This is a genomic window from Clostridium lundense DSM 17049 (assembly GCF_000619945.1).
GTDB lineage: Bacteria > Bacillota > Clostridia > Clostridiales > Clostridiaceae > Clostridium_AO > Clostridium_AO lundense.
Window position 1 is genome coordinate 88,342 of the sequence record NZ_JHVC01000001.1, and the last position, 19,892, is coordinate 108,233.

The 19,892-nt window shown below is 27.2% G+C and carries 15 protein-coding genes; 14 read left to right on the top strand and 1 reads right to left on the bottom strand.

What is annotated here, in order from left to right; all coding sequences use genetic code 11:
• Positions 1–25: 25 nt before the first annotated feature.
• From T514_RS0100490 to T514_RS0100555, 14 genes are all read left to right on the top strand, one after another.
• A complete protein-coding gene (locus T514_RS0100490) occupies positions 26–487 on the top strand; it encodes a helix-turn-helix transcriptional regulator (RefSeq protein WP_027622976.1) in 462 nt (153 codons plus the stop codon).
• A 3-nt stretch (positions 488–490) separates the two neighbouring features.
• The gene (locus T514_RS0100495; RefSeq protein ID WP_027622977.1) at positions 491–1,798 is read left to right on the top strand and encodes a coproporphyrinogen-III oxidase family protein; all 1,308 of its coding nucleotides are present in this window, start codon (positions 491–493) and stop codon (positions 1,796–1,798) included.
• Between the two features lie 182 nt (positions 1,799–1,980).
• Positions 1,981–2,883, top strand: coding sequence for a radical SAM protein (locus T514_RS0100500; RefSeq protein ID WP_027622978.1), 903 nt, complete (start codon positions 1,981–1,983; stop codon positions 2,881–2,883).
• 196 nt (positions 2,884–3,079) lie between these two features.
• Complete coding sequence (locus tag T514_RS0100505) at positions 3,080–4,876, top strand: methyl-accepting chemotaxis protein (protein WP_027622979.1); 1,797 nt, start codon at positions 3,080–3,082, stop codon at positions 4,874–4,876.
• Between the two features lie 32 nt (positions 4,877–4,908).
• A complete protein-coding gene (locus T514_RS0100510; protein WP_027622980.1) occupies positions 4,909–5,724 on the top strand; it encodes an alpha/beta fold hydrolase in 816 nt (271 codons plus the stop codon).
• Positions 5,725–5,802: 78 nt separating this feature from the next.
• Positions 5,803–6,576, top strand: coding sequence for an MBL fold metallo-hydrolase (locus tag T514_RS0100515; RefSeq protein ID WP_027622981.1), 774 nt, complete (start codon positions 5,803–5,805; stop codon positions 6,574–6,576).
• Between the two features lie 372 nt (positions 6,577–6,948).
• The gene (locus T514_RS0100520; RefSeq protein WP_027622982.1) at positions 6,949–8,853 is read left to right on the top strand and encodes an endonuclease MutS2; all 1,905 of its coding nucleotides are present in this window, start codon (positions 6,949–6,951) and stop codon (positions 8,851–8,853) included.
• Positions 8,854–9,033: 180 nt separating this feature from the next.
• Positions 9,034–9,240 carry a hypothetical protein gene (locus T514_RS0100525; RefSeq protein WP_027622983.1) on the top strand — a complete coding sequence of 69 codons (207 nt, stop codon included), beginning with the start codon at positions 9,034–9,036 and terminating at the stop codon, positions 9,238–9,240.
• A gap of 201 nt (positions 9,241–9,441) precedes the next feature.
• On the top strand, positions 9,442–10,152 hold the full coding sequence (locus T514_RS0100530; RefSeq protein ID WP_027622984.1) for an endonuclease V: 711 nt from the start codon (positions 9,442–9,444) through the stop codon (positions 10,150–10,152).
• A gap of 89 nt (positions 10,153–10,241) precedes the next feature.
• Positions 10,242–10,643 carry a hypothetical protein gene (locus T514_RS0100535; protein ID WP_027622985.1) on the top strand — a complete coding sequence of 134 codons (402 nt, stop codon included), beginning with the start codon at positions 10,242–10,244 and terminating at the stop codon, positions 10,641–10,643.
• A gap of 131 nt (positions 10,644–10,774) precedes the next feature.
• Positions 10,775–11,935 carry a glycosyltransferase family 4 protein gene (locus tag T514_RS0100540; protein WP_027622986.1) on the top strand — a complete coding sequence of 387 codons (1,161 nt, stop codon included), beginning with the start codon at positions 10,775–10,777 and terminating at the stop codon, positions 11,933–11,935.
• Positions 11,936–12,351: 416 nt separating this feature from the next.
• On the top strand, positions 12,352–14,067 hold the full coding sequence (locus T514_RS0100545; protein WP_027622987.1) for a methyl-accepting chemotaxis protein: 1,716 nt from the start codon (positions 12,352–12,354) through the stop codon (positions 14,065–14,067).
• A gap of 366 nt (positions 14,068–14,433) precedes the next feature.
• Complete coding sequence (locus T514_RS0100550; RefSeq protein WP_027622988.1) at positions 14,434–15,753, top strand: putative bifunctional diguanylate cyclase/phosphodiesterase; 1,320 nt, start codon at positions 14,434–14,436, stop codon at positions 15,751–15,753.
• A 54-nt stretch (positions 15,754–15,807) separates the two neighbouring features.
• Positions 15,808–17,523 carry a methyl-accepting chemotaxis protein gene (locus T514_RS0100555; RefSeq protein ID WP_027622989.1) on the top strand — a complete coding sequence of 572 codons (1,716 nt, stop codon included), beginning with the start codon at positions 15,808–15,810 and terminating at the stop codon, positions 17,521–17,523.
• A gap of 74 nt (positions 17,524–17,597) precedes the next feature.
• On the opposite strand, the gene T514_RS25480 is transcribed toward T514_RS0100555, so the two are convergent.
• On the bottom strand, positions 17,598–19,694 hold the full coding sequence (locus T514_RS25480; RefSeq protein WP_027622990.1) for a sensor histidine kinase: 2,097 nt from the start codon (positions 19,692–19,694) through the stop codon (positions 17,598–17,600).
• Between the last annotated feature and the right edge of the window lie 198 nt (positions 19,695–19,892).

Genomic DNA, 19,892 nt, shown 5'->3' on the forward strand with positions numbered 1-19,892 from the left:
TAAGTGTAATGGGGAGAGGATTGTTTTGGATAAGAAACAGTTTATAGAAAAAATAGATGAAAAATTAAAGCTCATAAGGAATGAAAAAGATTTTACCCAAGATAGAATGGCAGAGATAATAGGCATATCCAAAAAGACATTAGTTCAAATAGAAAAAGGAAGATCAAGCCTTGGATGGACTGGTGCAGTGACGGTAAGTACTATTTTTAAAGATTCAGAAATACTTCAAATGACTTTTGGAGGGGACACTGAAGATATAATACTTTCTATTGCTTTTAATAACTATGAGGATAACTATAAAAATACTTTAGGGGGAAAGGTGTGGTGGAGAAAGATTAAGAGTAAAGGGATTTACACTATACAGCAAAATATAATAACAAACCACTATAGAATTTTAGATGATAAAGATAGAAGAATAAGTTCTTCTTTCGACATAAATTATATAGAGAAAAGACTAGAAGAATTATATGAACAAGGGGGTAAATAAAGTATGATTACAGATATATTTAGGCAATATATACTTAAAAAGAAGAATAAATTTATATTTACTTCCTATGAAAATAATATGATAGATTTTAACAAAATAGATAAGGACACAGGTCTATATATACATATACCATTTTGTAGAAGTATTTGCCCCTATTGCCCATATAATAAAGTTGTTTATGAAAAGGATAAGGCTGAAAAATATAAAAATGCTCTTTTAGAAGAAATAAATATATATAAAGAATATCTAAAGAATAAAAATATTTCATCTGTGTACATAGGAGGAGGAACACCTACTCTTTTAATAGATGAAATAAAGGAAATACTAGATTTTATAAGAGAAGAGTTTTGCTTTGACGGAGATGTTGGAATAGAAGTATATCCTACAGAGGTAACAGAAGAACTTTTGAATAAGATAAAGCTTGCAGGTGTAAACCTTATAAGTTTAGGTGTACAAACCTTTAATGATGAAAAATTAAAATTTTTAGGCAGGAGATACGCAGCTAAAGATGCACAAGAAGCTTTAGAGAAAATAATAAAATTTAATTTTAAATGTGTAGATGTGGACATTATGACTAATATACCAGAACAAACTATTCAGCAAATTGAGCATGATTTAAGAAAGGTTTACTCGTACAATATCCATCAGCTTTCTATATATCCACTTATAATATTTCCTATGACACCTATGAATAAAATTATAAAGGAAAAAAAGCTAAGTAGATTTAGTGAATTCAAAGAGAGAAAAATACTTAAATTAATTGATGATGTATCTAAGGAATATGGGTATAAAAGAAGTTCTGTATGGACTTATGGCAAGAAGGAAAATAACAGATATACTTCTGTTACTAGGGAAAGTTTTATAGGAATAGGAGCGGGAGCTAGTTCTCTTTTTTCTAAATATTTTTATCTAAATACTTTTGATGTAGATGAGTATATAAAGGTTTTAACCAGAGATTTACACGGGGACGGTTATGAAATAGATTCAAAAAAACTTCCAATAAATATTGTAAATATCATGACTGACAGGGAAAAGATGATATTTTGGATATTCTGGAGATGCTATGATGGGATAATAGACAAAGATAAATTTTATCAGCTGTTTAATAAGGATATGGAAAAGGAATTTAAACTTTTATTTAACATGCTTAAAATACTTAGAATGTGTGAGAAAAGGGAAAATGAAATAATCCTAACAGAGCTAGGAAGATTTGCATATCATTATGTGGAAAAACAGTATTCTATATATTACTTGAATTATTTATGGGGAGAGTCTATGAAAAATCCATGGATAAAAAGGTTAGAATTATAAACAGAGTTCTTGGATTCAGAAGAAGTTTTTACTTTTACTGAAGCTTATTAACAGAATTCTAAGGAGTTTTACTCCTTAGAACTCGTTATCCAGGGATGTAGCTGTTCTTTACTCCATCTTTCAAGAGAGAAGTATTAGAGCGGGTAGTCATCGGATAAAAAATTCAAATTGGGGGATTGATCATGAAAAAGAGAGATTTTTTAAAGCTTGCTTTATTTGGAATAAAAACAATTATATTTAAGGAAAAGAAGCCTATATTAGGAACCATAATTTTAACAGATTATTGTAATCTTCATTGCAAACATTGTGCAGTAAATAACATAAGTAAAGTCATGAATCCTTATGAGAACATAGTGGAAGAAATGAATAATTTTTATAATAAAGGTATAAGAATCTTATTTTTCTGTGGAGGAGAAACTTTGCTTTGGGAACATAGTGGCAAAAATATAAGGGACTTAATTAAAAAGGCCAGAGAAATAGGATTTTATATAGTTAACATTGTTACCAATGGGACTATAGATTTAGACATAAAAGAGGCAGATGTTATATTTTTAAGTATTGATGGAGATAGACAAGCACATAACTCTATAAGAGGAGATACTTTTGACACTATAATGAATAATGTCTCTAAAGCCAATAACTCTAACATATGTATATACATGGCTATAAACAAGCTTAATTATAAGACCATCCCCGAAGTTTGCAGCTTAGCAAAGGAAAATCCTAATATAAATTCTATATCTTTTAATTTTCACACGCCTTATGAAGGAACAGAATACCTTTCACTAACTTCTGATGAAAAAAGAGAAACTATACATACTATAAAAAACATGATGAAAGAAGATACGCCTATTTTTAATCTACCCTGCGCTTTAGATGAATATCTTAAAAATAACTGGGAAAGACCTTGTTGTCAATGTATAGTCTCAGAAAATAATAAAAGATATATATGTGGAAGGTGTGTAGAAATAGAAGGGTTATGTAATGAATGTGGATATCTTTTCGCTGTAGAGTTTTCCATGCTGTTTGATGGAAATGTAAAGGCTATATTTCAAATGCTTAAAACCTATTTAAAATATGTATAAGAAATTTATTTATAATTTGGAGAGTATATTTTATAGCATTATGTGGATTTTATTTCTAGTAATGCTATTTTTGTTTATGTTTGTATAATTAATATATAAAGTTTACAAAAATATACACGATATATTTATAGAATATATTACATTATATTACTTTAATATTAAAATATAGCACTAATTAGGAAAGGTGAGTGTTATTATGAAGGGAAAAAAATTATTTTGGCAATTAACACTTAATTTAGAATTAGTAACTTATGCGGTAGTTATGCCATTAGCAATCATAGGAACATTCTTGATTGGTGATTTTTGGAGAGAAAGATTTGTTTATGGTAGCTTAGCACTTATATTAGCAATTATATTCAATATTTTTGTTGGAGTACTGGTAAGGAAAACAACTCTATATGATAATTTGAAGTTATTATATGGAGATAATGACTTAAGTTATGATGAGGTATGTAGTATTAAAAAGAACTTATTAAAATTTCCTTTAAGAGAAGGAATAACTATGTTTTTTAGATGGTTCTTAGGTGTCCCTAGTATAATGCTTGTTGCTCAAATATTTATGCCAATAACTATGCATCAATATTTTACTGCAGCTGTAATAGGATTATGTTTATCTTTTACAGGTTTTTTAACTAACTATTTAAATTCTGAAAAACTTCTTGTAGATATATTTATAGAGAAAAAATTAAATGATTATGTAATTGACGAATCTAATTATATTAAATTTTCTTTAGGAAATAAAATATTTGGAACAATTTATGCTATCTTAATATTGATGAGCTTTACTTATTTTTATGTATCTTATTCCATATCTACAGGGCTACTTAATAAGGCAAATGCTTTTACTTATTATTTTGCAGCTGTATTTATTATGACATATGTATTAAGCGTATTTACTTACATATTTGTGTCTAATATAAAAAAGAATATTAAACAAATAGAAGTTGCAATAAATTATATTTCAGAAAAAAATTTAAATGTGGATATAGCAAGAATTACATCTGATGAAATTGGAAATATAGGTAGAGATATATATACTATGAAAGAAAATTTTAAATCCTTTATACAAAATATATCTGATAAAGCTGAAGAAACCTTTAATTATTCTAATACACTAGCTACTTCTGCTGAAGAAACAGCTAGCTCAATAGAACAAGTTTCTTCAACAGTTGTCCAGTTAGCACAAGGTGCATCAGTACAAGCATCAGAATCACAAAATGCTGTAGACGAACTATCTAGATTAGGAGATGAGATTAATAGCACTACTGAAAATTCTAATATAGTAAAAACACATGTGAAAGAAACTGGAGAAGCTAGCAAAAATGGAATTCATGCATTAAATAATTTAACAGATAAGTTCAAAGGTAATATACAAGTATCTAATGAAATTGCTAAAAATGTAAATGAATTATCAAATAAATCAACATTTATAGGTGATATAGTTGCCACAATAAATAGTATAGCAAATGAAACCAATTTATTAGCATTAAATGCAAGTATAGAAGCTGCTAGAGCTGGAGAAGCAGGAAAAGGATTTTCTGTTGTAGCAGATCAAATAAAGAAATTAGCTGAACAGACAGATAGTGCTACTCAAAATGTTAAAAAAATCATTGAAGAAATGCAATTAGAAATAGAAAAAACTGAAATGAATGTAAAGAAGGCAGAAGTAATAGTGAATCAAACAAAAGAAGCCTCTGATATAGCAAATAGTTCTTTTGAAACTATAAATAATTCAGTAGAAAAAATGATTAAATTAGTTAATAAATTAGGTGAAAGTATACTACAAATAGACAAAGAAAAGAATTTGGTTTTTGTTTCTATGGAAAATATATCAAAAGTATCTGAGGAGGCTTCTAGAGCTTCTGAAGAAGCAAGTGCAAGCGTAGAAGAACAAGCGTCAACTATGCAGGAACTTTCATCTATGTCTAACAATTTAGAAAAGGTAGCTAAAACTTTAAAAGAACAGGTAAATCAATTTAATATTAATAATTAAATTAATTATATAACTAGAAAGGGTGTTTCTTTATGGCTTATTTTTTAACAGATGACAATACAAAAATTTATTATGAAGTTCAAGGGGAAGGAAAGCCTATAGTTTTTACTCATGGGTGGACATGCAATCGTGGATTTTTTAAAAAACAAGTTCCAGAGTTATCCAAAAGGTATAAAGTAATTACTTATGACTTAAGAGGTCATGGTGATTCAGAACGTCCTGAAAATGGATTAACCATGGAAAGACTTGCTAAAGATTTAAAAAACTTAATTGATCATTTAGAACTAAAAGATGTAACTGTAGCAGGCTGGTCCATGGGAACTACTATAATTTTAGAATATGTAAGGCAGTTTGGGTGTAAAAATTTAAGTAATATATGTTTTATAGATATGACACCAAAAGTAATAGCTGATTCTCAGTGGGAAAATAAGGGGTTGTTTGGTAACTTTACTCATGCAAATAATTTAAATCATATTGCCAATGTAGCAGGAGATTGGCCAAAGGTTATTGAAAGTTTTGTACCATCACTATTTGCTAGTTCTGGTTGTAGAATAAAAGAAGATATGGATTGGGTGTTTGAACAAGTTAGAAAAAATACTCCTCATATAGTAGTGGATTGTTGGGTTTCTATGTCAAATCAAGACTACAGGGAAGAATTGAAAAAAATAACGGTACCATGTTTAATAGCTCGAGGAGAAGAAAGTGTTTTCTGTACTTCAGAAGCAACTAAATATATGGAAGCAGTAATCCCTAAAGGAAAAGCAATAGATTACCCTAAATGCGGACATATTTTATTTATGGAAGAACCAGAAGTATTCAACAAAGATTTAATGGAATTTATAGATTAGATGTAAAATAGAGCAGGGACCTGAAATGGTTTCTGCTTTATTTAAGTTTCACAATAATAATTATAGGAGGGGAGACAATTGAGTGATTGGTTTACAATTGAGAAAATTGATGATGTTACTTATGCAATAAGTGAATATGGACACTGGGAAAAAGTTCATTCATATTTGCTAATAGGGAAAGAATGCGCCTTATTAATAGATACAGGATTGGGAATAGGAAATATAAAAAAAGAAGTGGATTTATTAACAGACTTACCCATAAAAGTTGTTACTACCCATGTACACTGGGATCATATTGGAGGACATAATTTATTTAGCGATATTTCTGTTCACCAGGAAGATGCAAAATGGCTTAGAAATGGAATTCCTATGCCAATAGATGTTATAAGAAAAAATGTGATTTGTCAGCCATTTATTAAAGAAGCTCCTAAAGAATTTGATATTAATAAATATAATATTTATACTGGTAATCCAACGAAAGAACTAATTGATAATGATATTATTGATATAGGGTCAAGGGAAATAAGAGTAATACATACGCCTGGGCATTCACCAGGGCATATATGTCTTTGGGAAGAAGAAAAAGGCTATTTGTATACAGGAGATTTAATATACATAGGAACTCTTTATGCATTTTACCCAAGTACTGATCCTATACAATTTAAACATTCTGTGGATAAAATTAGCCAGTTAAACAATATAAAAAACATATTACCAGCACATAATGATTTAAATGTATCAATTAATATGGTTCAGAAAGTAAAAGAGGCGTTTAATTCTATAGAAAAAAATAACTTATTAAGACAGGGCAGTGGGGTTTTTAAATTTGAAGATTTTAATATTCATTTGTAAAATAGCGGTATATGATGGTATACAGTTGACAATATATAGGTATGTGTAATATAATGTTAAAAAATGAATATATTAAATTTTAAAAAAAGGAGTGCTTTATGAGCGGGGTATTTTCAAAATAGGTTAAATTTTATACTTAAATAAATCTTTTAAAAGGGGTAAATATGTACCTTTATTTGTTGTGGATTTATTTAAGAATCTATGAAGATACAAAGCCACAAAGTACTTGTATATGTTGTAAAGAGGATAGTTTTACTATCTTTTATTAAGGTACGTATTTTAAGCTGTGGATGTATCCGCAGCTTTTTTTGTTGTATTAAAGTGAACTTTGATCTTCATAGAAGAAAAAATTCTATGTAGGGAGAGAAGGAAATGAATATAAATACTTTTGATAAATTACAATATGATGATTTAAAAGAAATAGTAAAATCCTATTGCGTAAGTGGACTTGGAAAGAAATTAATAGATAAACTAAAACCAAGTGAGAATTTAGATGTTGTGGAAAAAAGGCTTAGTGAAACTAGTGAAGGAAAAACTTTATTAGAACTTTCTGGTCATATTCCACTAGAAGGAGTATTTAATGTAGATCATATTATGGAAAATGTTGAAAAAGGAATAGTATTGGATCCAGAAGATTTAACTATTATATGCAATTTTTTAAGAGGATGTAGAAAAATTAAAGAATTTATGAATGGAAAAGAATTTTATGCTCCTACTTTAAGTGCATATGCAAATTCAATTACAGAGTTTAAGTTTATAGAAGAAGAAATTGAATTGTCTATAAGAGGGAGCTTGGTAGATTCAAATGCCAGCAAAGAATTAAAAAAGATAAGAAGACTTATAGAAAGTACAGAAGGTAAAATAAAAGAAAAGCTAGATAAATTTCTAAAAAATAATAGCAATAAAACCTATATTCAAGAGTTTTTTATAAGCAAAAGAAATGATAGATGGACTATACCTATAAAAGCAGCATACAAGAATCTTGTTTCAGGAACAATTGTAGAAGTTTCATCTAAAGGCTCCACAGTATTTATTGAACCAAGCACTATATCTAGGTACACTACAGAATTGATAGAATTAAAATCAGAAGAAGCTGTAGAAGAATATAAAATATTATCCTATTTAACAAGTTTTATATTTGATAATTTAAGAAAAATTAAAATGGATATAGAGGTAATAGGGGAATATGATATGATTTTTGCTAAAGCAAAATATAGTGAAGCTATAGATGGAATAAAACCTAAAATTAATGATTATGGATATATAAATATTGTAAAAGGAAAGCATCCATTATTAAAGGGAGAGGTAATTCCTCTAGATTTTAATATAGGAAGAGATTATAGAACTTTAATAATAACAGGGCCTAATGCAGGAGGAAAAACTGTAGTATTAAAAACTGTTGGTATTTTAACTTTGGCAGTACAATCAGGATTACACATTCCAGCAAAAGAAGAAACTGAAATATCAGTATTTGAGAATATATTTGTTGATATTGGTGACAATCAAAGCATAGAAAATTCTTTAAGTACTTTTTCCTCTCATGTAAAAAATTTAGCAGATATAATTAACAGTAGTAACAAATCTACACTAATATTATGTGATGAAATAGGAAGTGGAACAGAGCCTAATGAAGGGGCAGGACTTGCCATAGCCATATTAGAGGAGTTTTATCATAAGGGATGTATAACTGTAGCTACTACTCATTATGGAGAAATAAAGAATTTTTCTGAAGCACATAAAGACTTTCAAAATGCAGCAATGCAGTTTAAAAGTGAAACATTAGAGCCATTATATAAGTTGATTATAGGAAAGTCAGGAGAAAGTAATGCACTTTGGATATCTAAGAAAATGGGCATTAAAGATTCTATTTTGGAAAAAGCTAAGAATTATATAGAAAACAAAGACTATAATTTTAACTTGGTAAGAGAAAGTAAGATTAAAGTTAAGAAAGTTGAGGATGAGAATGCAAGAGATGAAAAATGTTATGAATTTAAAGTAGGAGACAAAGTGCTTCTTATGGATTATAAAGAATCAGGAATTGTTTATAAGGAAAAAGACAATTTTAATAATATAATAGTACTATATAAAGGAGAATTTATAGAAGTTAATGAAAAAAGAATTAAATTAGAAATTAAGGCAGAAGACCTGTATCCTGAGGGATATGATTTAAACAGTTTATTTGTAAGTTTTAGTGAGAGAAAATTGGAAAGGGATATAAAAAGAGGGTCTAAAAAAGCCTTGAAAAAAATTCAAAAAGAAATTAGAAATAGGCAATAAAAGAATAAATATATAATTGCAGTATTAAATGACCAGGGGGATTTCATAATGAATGAGTTATATAAATAAGAAATTTTAGAATTAACAAACTGTCTTAGAAATGATGAATGTTGGAGTGATTTAAGAAAAATATTATTAGAAAAGGAATATAATTTACAGGAAACTGCATTAGTTGCTTTCATGGAAGATGATAAAGAAAATGAATATGGAGTAATTGTAACAAAAGATAAAAGGGTGATTGAATATGTTAGGTGTATGTCAGGTGAAGAAAATAACATAAATCATTTCAGAAGTAGAGATATAACACATTTGGAACCATTTAGCATATATCCTCAAATTGAAGTGGCATTTGAAATGATAAATAATGGACAGATAGCAAATGATTAGGTTATAATTTAATGTTTCGTAAAAGCAATATAATGGAATGAATAGATAAAGGTAGAACTATAATAGACGAATATGAAAATAGTAGACCTTGGAAATGTATTAGCACATATGGGAAAAATTAAGAAATACGTTTAGAATGATTATAATTTAAAGTACGTAATAATGGCTTAACAAAAAAATGAAGGATGGGAAGAAGTAATAATGAAAGTACAATTAGTTCATGATTTTAATGTAAACACAGAAGATGAATTTTTAAAAATTCAAAAGGATTTAACAAAAAGAATTATACTGCAGAATAATTTTAATGTAGATAATATACAAACTTGCGCAGGTGTTGATCTTGCTTATTGGATAAAAGATAAAGAGGAATATGCTACATGCTGCATAGTAGTTATTGATTATAAAACTAAAGAAGTATTAGAAAAGGTATATAGTTATGGAAAAATAAATGAGCCATATATACCTGGATACTTGGCTTTTAGAGAATTACCTTTAATCATTAAAGCTGTGGAAAAGCTAGCGATAGAGCCAGATATTTTTATATTTGATGGCAATGGTTATTTACACTATAATCATATGGGAAGTGCAACACATGCTTCATTTTTCTTAAATAAACCAACAATAGGTGTGGCAAAAAGCTACCTTAAAATTAAAGGAGCAGATTTTCAAATGCCTAAAGATCAGGTAGGAGCATATACAGATATAATAATAGATGATGAAGTTTATGGAAGAGCATTAAGAAGTAGAGAAAATGCAAAACCAATATTTATTTCATGTGGAAATTATATAGACTTAGAAACAACTACAAAAATAGTATTAAATTTAATAAATAAGGAAAGCAGAATCCCAATACCAACAAGATTAGCAGATTTAGAAACCCATATTGTAAGAGAAAAATTAAGGTGGAAATAAATTGTAAGAATGGGTATTACGGTAGAAATAGAAAGTAGCAGATGGTAGATTTAATTTTATAACATATAGTTATATGGAGGCGTTAAAAAATGTCTATAAGTATTTATTATTCAGCAGAGAGAGACTATTGTTTATCAGAAAAAGAGAAAGAAATGGTAGATGAAGTTATAAATAAATACTCTATTAATAGCAATGAGGAAATGGATTGGAAAGGTGAAGATTTTTGTATTTATGAGTACGAAAGTTTAGAATTTCCTACTGTATTTCAAGGTGCAACAAAAATAGGATATTATGAAGATGATTATGAAAGAGAAATAGAAGAAGTATTAAGATGGTGTTATTGCTTAACTGAAATAAAACGGATTTTAAAGGATGCAAATTGGACAGTAAGTTTAGATAATGAAATGATAAAATATGATGAGAAGATTGGATTTTACCTGCCAGGTATTCCAAAATTGCTTCATATAGAACTAAAACCAGATTTAAAATAAGTTACAATGATTTAAAAATTAAGGTTTAATTTAAGTGAACTTAATAAAATTTTAATATATTAATAAGCTTTTCATAATTTTTATGATAGATAATAAGATCAATCAATTAAGTTTAGGGGATGGAAAGCGATATGAAAATTTTATTAACAAGTGATACCTATCTACCATCAGTAAATGGTGTAGTTACATCAATAAGGATTTTATATAGAGAACTTAAAAAAAGAGGAAATGATGTTAAGATATTAACCTTATCACCAAGTGGTGAGGAATATGTTAATGAAGATATTTATTATTTGAAATCTTTTGATTTGAGGTTGTATCCAGGGGTTAGAGGAAGTTTATCATTTAAAAGCAGATTTTTACAAGAATTGATCTCTTGGGAACCAGATGTTATACATTCTCATACAGAATTTATAACTATGCATTATGCAAATAAAATTAGTAAATTATTAAAAATACCTCATTTTCATACCTATCACACTATGTATGAAGATTATGTTGGATATGTTATAAAGGAAACTGTCATAAGTAAAAAGGCAGCGGGATTAGCGTCAAAGTTAGTGGTTAGACATGTGGATAAAATAATAGCACCTACAATAAAAGTAGAAAATGCTTTAAAAAGTTATGGAGTAAAACAACCTATAAGTGTAATACCAACAGGGATAGATTTACAAAGATTCGATTTAAAACTTACAAGAAATGAAATAAAGACATTAAGAGAAGAGTTAGGAATTAAGGAAGATGAACAAGTACTATTGTATTTAGGTAGAATAGGCAAGGAGAAAAATATACAAGAAATTATAGAAAACTTTAGTTTGAATAATGAAGGAAAGAAACTACTAATAGTTGGTGGAGGACCATATTTAGATAATTTAAAGAAACAAGTTCAAAATTGTTCATTGGAGAAAAAAGTTATATTTACTGGAATGATTCCACCAGAACAGGTTGTAAAATATTATAAAATAAGTGATGTGTTTTTGACTGCATCTGTTAGTGAAACTCAAGGACTCACATATTTAGAAGCTTTAGCAAGTGGCATTCCTGTTATATGTAGAAAAGACGATTCAAATGAAGAATTAATTAAAAATAATTTTAATGGGTTTAGGTATGATAATAGGGAAGACTATTTAGATGCTTTAGATAATGTATTAAAAGAAAATAAAAAGTTTAAACAAAATGCAGTTAAGAGTATTTTCAACTATTCAAAGGATATATATGCAGAAAGAGTTAACAGATTATATTATTCTTCAGTAAAACAGACTGAAATGTATTTTGCTAGAGTTATATCTTAAATATAAAATAATTAAAACTCTCGTTTTTTATAAACGAGAGTTATTTTTATGTGTGTGCTTATTTAAAGGATTTCCAACAATTATACTACACTATATTGATATTTTGCATACATTTTGAAGGGAAAATGACAATATATCAGCATATAGTTTTAATGTTTTGTATAATATCATACAAAAATGCAATATAAAATACAAATATCTCATAAATTTGACTTTTTTCTATCATTTGGTATAATAATTATATGTAAAATGTTGTTTTTTTTATAATATTAGATAAAATTAAAAGAATTAATTAATTATTAAAAACAGCTTTAAATTTTTCAGGAGTATTAATTACAATACATAATAATTAGTACTTTTTTTATACTATGAAAACTTAAAAGTGAAAGAAAAAATAAAAAGATGGGGGAAGAGAAATGAAATTTTTTAATAATTTGAAGATATCTTCAAAGTTAATATTAAGCTTTTTAATAGTTGGATGTTTAATGATTGCCATAGGAATAATGGGAGTATTAAATATGAACAAAATTAATGAAAAAGCTGAGGATTTATATTATGACAATATAGTAGGAATAACTGAAATAAATGACATAGATAAAGATCTATTTAAAATCTATTTAGATATACAGTTGATGATAAATAATGATAATAGTAGCAAGATAAATGAATTAAAAAATGAAATTGGTAAACTATCATCAGAATATAAAAAGAACATTGAAGTATACAAAGGATCTATTACAAAAAAAGAGGATAAGGAGCTTTTAGATGAGCTTGAGGTAAGATTAACACAATGTGAAGAAATTAGGGAACAATATATAAATTTGGTAGCAGAAAATAAAACTTTTGAAGCTAAGACAAAACTTATTGAATTTACAAATTCACGAAATAATATGAGAGCTACATTAGAGAAGATGGTAGAATTAAATAAAAGCTGGGCAAAGGATGCTGTAGCGGATAATAAAAATACTTTTAATAAGTCACTTGCAATTATTATTGGTATAATTATCTTCTCGTTTATATTATTGATATTATGTTCAATTTTAATAATAAGATCTATAACAATACCATTAAAGAAAATACAGGATTTTTCAGATAGACTATCGGAATACGATTTTTCAGAACCACTAGTTGTAAAGTCAAATGATGAATTTGGACAAACAGCTATGGCTTTAAATAGGGCACAAGATAACGTAAGTTCTCTTATAAAAGATGTTATGGATAGTTCTCAGGACATGAGTGCATCAAGTGAAGAATTATCTGCTACTGTGGAAGAAATGACATCAAAATTTGAAAATATAAATAATTCTACAATAGAAATTAATTCAGGAATGCAAGAAACAAGTGCAACAGCTGAAGAAGTCTCAGCTTCAGTACAAGAAATAGATTCAAGTATTTCAGTATTAGCAAATAAAGCTGTTAATGGAAGTAGTAATGCTGTAAAAATAAGAGAAAGAGCAGATGATATACAAAAGGATGCTAAGGAAACAATTGAAAATACAAAAGGAATTTATAATCATATAGAAGAGAATATACTAAGAGATATTGAAAAAGGTAAAGTTGTGCATGAAATTAAGGATATGGCAAATATAATATCTAGTATAGCAGAACAAACAAACTTGTTAGCCCTTAATGCGGCAATAGAAGCGGCAAGAGCAGGTGAACACGGAAAAGGTTTTGCAGTAGTTGCAGAAGAAGTGAGGACACTTGCGGAACAATCTTCCCTAGCAGCAGAAAATGTTAAAACTACTATAGATGAAGTCCAAGAAGCATTTAATAATATATGTGGAAATAGTAATGAACTATTAAAATTTATGAATGATAAAGTATCTACTCAGTTTGAAGTTTTCTCTAAGGTAGCACAGCAATATGGGGAGGATGGAAATTTCTTTAATAATATGTCTGAAGAATTAGCTTCTATGACACAACAAATTACAGCAACAATAAATCAGGTTAGTGAAGCGGTACAAAACATGGCAGAAATGGCTCAAGGTTCATCAGGCAATTTAAGCGAGATAAAGGAAAGTATTAATGAATCAACTGAAGCTATGGAAAGTGTTGCAACTACAGCACAAAACCAAGCAGATCTTGCACAAAAGCTTAATGAACTAGTTCAAAGATTTAAAGTATCTTAATGATTTAAATTTATAATATGGAATTTATTCAATAATAAAACTCTTGTTTTTTATAAGCGAGGGTTTTTATTATTGAATAATATAAATCCTAATAAAAGAAAATAATTTATATATTTTAGATTACAAATACTGCTAAATATTAATTAATATTTTAATATTTAGTATAAATATATGTAAAAAGAATGAAAAAAATGTAAATGCAATGCAATAAAACCCAATAAAATCACAAAAATTGACTTTTTTCTATATTAAGGTATAATTATTAAATAAAATATTTGGCCTGTTAATAAAGGGAAAAAATTGAATAACATAAGTTAACTGTAAAAATATAATTTTTAAATTTCTAAAATGATTAGGAGGAGTTTAATGGAAATTATACATGATAATGAAATGTCGTCTGATCTTTATAATATAGACTACTCTTTAGAGAAATTTAAAGATGTATTCTGTAAAAACTTATGTGAACACAATGAATGTTCTATAATTCCTATACATATTTCCATTTTAAAACACTATAATTATTTGTTAGGATATGAATATGGCGATAGGATATTAAAAAAAGTTATTGAAAAGATAAAGTATAGAATTGAAGAGAATGGCAATATGTATAGATTTGGAGGGAGTACCTTATTAGTTATATTAAATGAAAGCTGTAAACAAAAAATAATAGGTATAGTGGAAACAATAATAAAAGATTTTAATGAGCCAATCAAAATTAAAGATAAAGAATTGAAAGTTTTTTTAAATATAGGAATAGTCCATTATCCAGAAGATTCTAAAGAAGTACATACTATTTTTAAATATATAGAAATTGTTTTAGATGGAGTTAAGAAAAAATATAAAAATACATACAGATTTTTGAACCATAAAATGGTTCAAAAGCATATTAAAAAATGTCAATACGAAAAAGAGATATTAAATGCTATAAATAATGGTGAATTTAAAATATATTATCAATCAATAGTGGACATATCTAATAAAAGTATATGTAGTTTTGAAGCACTTTTAAGATGGAACCATCCAAAGGATGGAATTATAATGCCATTAGATTTTATAGATATACTAGAATCTAGTGGAATAATTATAGATGTTGGAAAATTTATTTTTAAAGAAGTATGTAATGAAATAAAGAATATAAAAAAATTAGCTAAAAGAGATATAAGTGTATCTATAAATGTATCTGAATGTCAATTGTTAGACGACACATTTTTAGAATTTATAGACGAAACTTTAGATAAAACAGAAGTTGAGGCCAAAAACATTAACCTTGAGATAATAGAAAGATCTATGCTAGAATCAACAGAAAAAACTTTAAATGTTCTTAAGGAACTAAAAAGTAGGGGATTTGGTGTAATAATTGATGATTTTGGTACAAAGTACTCAGCATTAAACTATCTATGTAATTTTCCTATAAGTGGTTTTAAGATAGATAAATTTTTTATAGAAAAAATCCCTAACTCATATAAAGAAGCAATTGTACTAAAAAATATCATTCAATTAGCAAAAGAACTTGGAATTGATGTGGTTGCTGAAGGGGTAGAAAGGGTAGAGCAATTAGAATTTTTACAAAGCGTTAATTGTAATAAAATTCAAGGATTTATCTTTTCAAAGCCATTTCCATGTGAAGAATTATATAAAGAGAAGTTTGATTTAGGTGGGATTTTTGTTCCACTTCCATTAAATTAAGTAAATAATAGATAATATTAATATTTAAAAATAAAAAATAGTGGGAGAATGAGTATGAAATTTTTCAATAATTTAAAGATATCTTTGAAATTGATATTAAGTTTTTTAACAGTTGGATGTTTAATGATTACCATTGGCATAATGGGTATAGTAAACATAAGTAAAATTAATAAAGCTGCTGAGGAATTATATTATGACAATATATTAGGAATAAGTACAATAAATGAAATAGATAAAGGAATGTTTAAAACTTATTTAGATATACAGTTAATGATGAATGATGACAATAAGGAAAAGATAAATGAATTAAAAAGTGAAATTGATAATTTAACAGCAGAGTATAATAAGAATATTGAACTATATGAAAAATGTATGACCAAGGAAGAAGATAAAAAACTTTTGGATGAGTTTAAAGTAAAGCTAAAACAATATGAAGAGGCTAGGAAAGAATATATAAATTTAATACTACAGAATAAAACTGTTGAAGCTAAAGGAAAATTTATCTCACTTGCAAATTTACGAGATAATACTAGAGCTACATTAGAGAAATTGGTGGAACTAAACAAAAGCTGGGCGAAGGAAGCTGTAGATACTAATAAGGTTACCTTTAATAATTCACTTAGAGTAACTAATGGTATAATTATTTTTTCATTTATATTATTAATAGTATGTTCAATTTTAATAATAAGATCTATAACAGTACCATTAAAGAAGATAAAGGATCTATCAGATAGATTATCAGAATATAATTTTTCAGAACCTTTAGTAATGAACTCAAATGATGAATTTGGACAAACAGCCAAAGCTTTGAATAGGGCACAAGATAATGTAAGCTCTCTTATAAAAGATGTTATGGATAATTCACAGGATATGAGTGCTGCAAGCGAGGAATTATCAGCAACTGTGGAAGAAATAACATCAAAGTTTGAAAATATAAATAATTCTACAACAGAAATTAATTCAGGGGCCCAAGAAACAAGTGCAACCGCTGAAGAAGTATCTGCTTCAGTACAAGAAATAGATTCAAGTATTTCAGTATTAGCAGGTAAGGCAGTTGATGGAAGCAGCAATGCCGTAGAAATAAGAAGAAGAGCAGACGATATGCAAAAAAATGCTAAGGAAACAATTGAAAATACAAAGGAAGTTTATAATCATATAGAAAACAATTTACTAAGGGACATTGAAAAGGGTAAAGTTGTACATGAAATCAAGGATATGGCAAATATAATATCTAATATAGCAGAACAAACAAATCTGTTGGCTCTTAATGCAGCCATAGAGGCAGCAAGAGCAGGGGAACAAGGAAAAGGCTTTGCAGTAGTTGCAGAAGAAGTAAGAAAACTTGCAGAACAATCTTCCCTAGCAGCTGAAAATGTTAAAACAACTATAGATGAAGTTCAAGAAGCATTTAATAATATATGTGGAAATAGTAATGAATTATTAAAATTTATGAATGATAAAGTATCTAACCAGTTTGAAACTTTTGTTAAGGTAGCAGAACAATATGGAGAAGACGGAAATTTCTTCAATGATATGTCTGAAGAATTAGCCTCTATGACAGAAGAAATTACAGCAACAATAAATGAAGTTAGTGAAGCTGTGCAAGGTATGGCAGAAATGGCTCAAAGGTCATCAGAAAGTTTAAGTGGAGTAAAAGAAAGTATTAATGAGTCAACTGAAGCTATGGAAAGTGTTGCAATTACGGTACAAAATCAGGCAGAACTTTCACAAAAACTTAACGGGTTAGTTCAGAAATTTAAAGTATCTTAAAAATATAAATTATATTAAATAAAAAAGTTCAGGTGAATCTAAGATTCTTCCTGAACTTTTATTATGTCTCAAAATTAAGAATATATATCTGAAAATTCAATATTTATTTTTTGAACTATGTTACTATCTATAGTTTGTTTAGTTTGATTAGAATATTTTAATGTTTGAAAAATAGGTAATTGTATAATGAATTCACTTCCAGCACCTTCCATACTGTTTAAAGTTATAGTCCCTTTATGAAGTTCTACTAAAGATTTTACTAAAGACAACCCTATTCCACTACCTTCTTTATTTCTTGAAAAGGATTTATCAACTTGCTTAAATCTATCAAAAATAAATAGTTGTTGATCCTTTGGAATTCCTATTCCATCATCTTTTACACAAAGAATTATATTTTTATTGTTATGATAAATGTTAACGGTTATGGTACCATTTTCTCGAGTAAATTTAACGGCATTAGATAGAAGATTTAGAAGTATTCGTTCAATAACATCTGGATCAAAATCTAAATATAGTTCTTCTACATCTGTATCAAATATTAAATTCATTCCTTTTGATTCAACATAAGAAGAAATGGATAAAGTTATATCTTCAACTACAGGAACTATATTTTTATAGGTTAAATTTAGCTTCAAAAATCCTGCATCTATTTTAGTAGAGTCAATTATATTATTAATTAATCTTAAAAGTCTGTAACAGTTCTGCTTTATTATTCCATTGTATTTTTTCGCGAAATTTTGTCCATTATTTATTTCTATTACCTGAAGTGCACTATAAATTACGTTTATTGGAGTTCTAAGTTCATGAGATAAATTGGCAAAAAATTCTGTTTTAAGTCTTTCATTTTCCTGAGCTTCATTTAATAATTTAGCAGTTTTTTCAGCTTTTTTTCTTTCCCGAATATCATATATTACTGTTATTTCAGTGTCTTCTTCTTTTAATCCTATAGGGGTACTTTTTAATTCCACATCAATAATTTCTCCATCAAGGGTAATCAGTTTATATTCTGTAAGGTTATATTGTGAATTAATATCGTCTTTTTTGTTTTCTAACTCTGTTCTTACTATATGTAAATAATCTTCATGTGTAAAGTCAAAAGGACATTTACCTAGTAAGTCTTTTTCATTTTTTGCTTTAAGTAATTTAATTGCAGCAGTATTTACATATGTGAATTTAGAATTACGACTAACAAATATGGCATCTGGTAAAAATTCCACAAGTTTTTTATAAGTATTTTTACTTATTTCCAGTTCTTCTTTTGTTTTTTCTAGATTTATATTGTATTCATTTAACTTAGCAACAGTTTTTTCTAATTCAGAGGTTTTTTCATTAAGTTCTTTATTTTTATTGGATAAATCATTATATAAAATTTTTAAGGGGTTTTGTAACACATTTTCTACTAAAGCTTTATATAAAAAGAAGTATGATATAAGTTTTAAAATATGTGACATAACACTAAAATCGTTAAAAGTATTAGAATCTGCAATAGAAATACATCTTAGTAGGATTGTTAATATTAAATATGAACCCATATAAAATACTATTGATTTACTAAAATATTTTATATTTTTAATAAAAGTTAAAATAGCAGTGAGCATAAGTAAAAGTATTATATACTCACAACTTATGGCAAATTTAGTTAATCCTAAATTATATATAAAGCATGTTGGAAAATAGGATGTGAAAAAAATTAAATACAATAATAATGAAGAAATAAATGCATAGCAATGAAATACTACACTATGCTTAACATCCTTGCATAAAAAAATAAAAGATACAATAAAGGAGAAACCCTCCATAAGTCTATAGCAGATATTTAATTGTGATGACAAATTTATAGGATTTTTTAAAATATTTAAAATACCCGTATAAGCAATACCGTGAAGAAAATTAAAAAGGGATATAAAACTATATCCAATACCTAAATAAATAAAGTAGTTGTTATTAGACATTTTATGTGTATTTATGATAATAAGGACTAAACTTAAGCAAACAACTGTACTAAGGTTTTCCACAATTACATGAAAAAGTACATAATTTGCTCCTGATATATAAATTAATAACATTAAAGCAAGTATAAAAATAATAGAATGAGCAATATTACATCTATTTAGCATACTTCTTAAATTACTTTCTTCAAATATGTTTTTGATTTTTATATTATAATACACTTTAAAAACACCTCGCAAATGTAGTAATGTGGTTTTGTAATATATTCTACAAAATTACAAAAAAATCCTGCAAACCTATGGTAAAATAAAGTAATCTTTTATAGAAACATATAAAAATATAGATAAATACTATATTAATAAATTCCTACTAATCATATAGGATTGCATAAAAAAGTTTTTAAAAGTATTGACATTAGC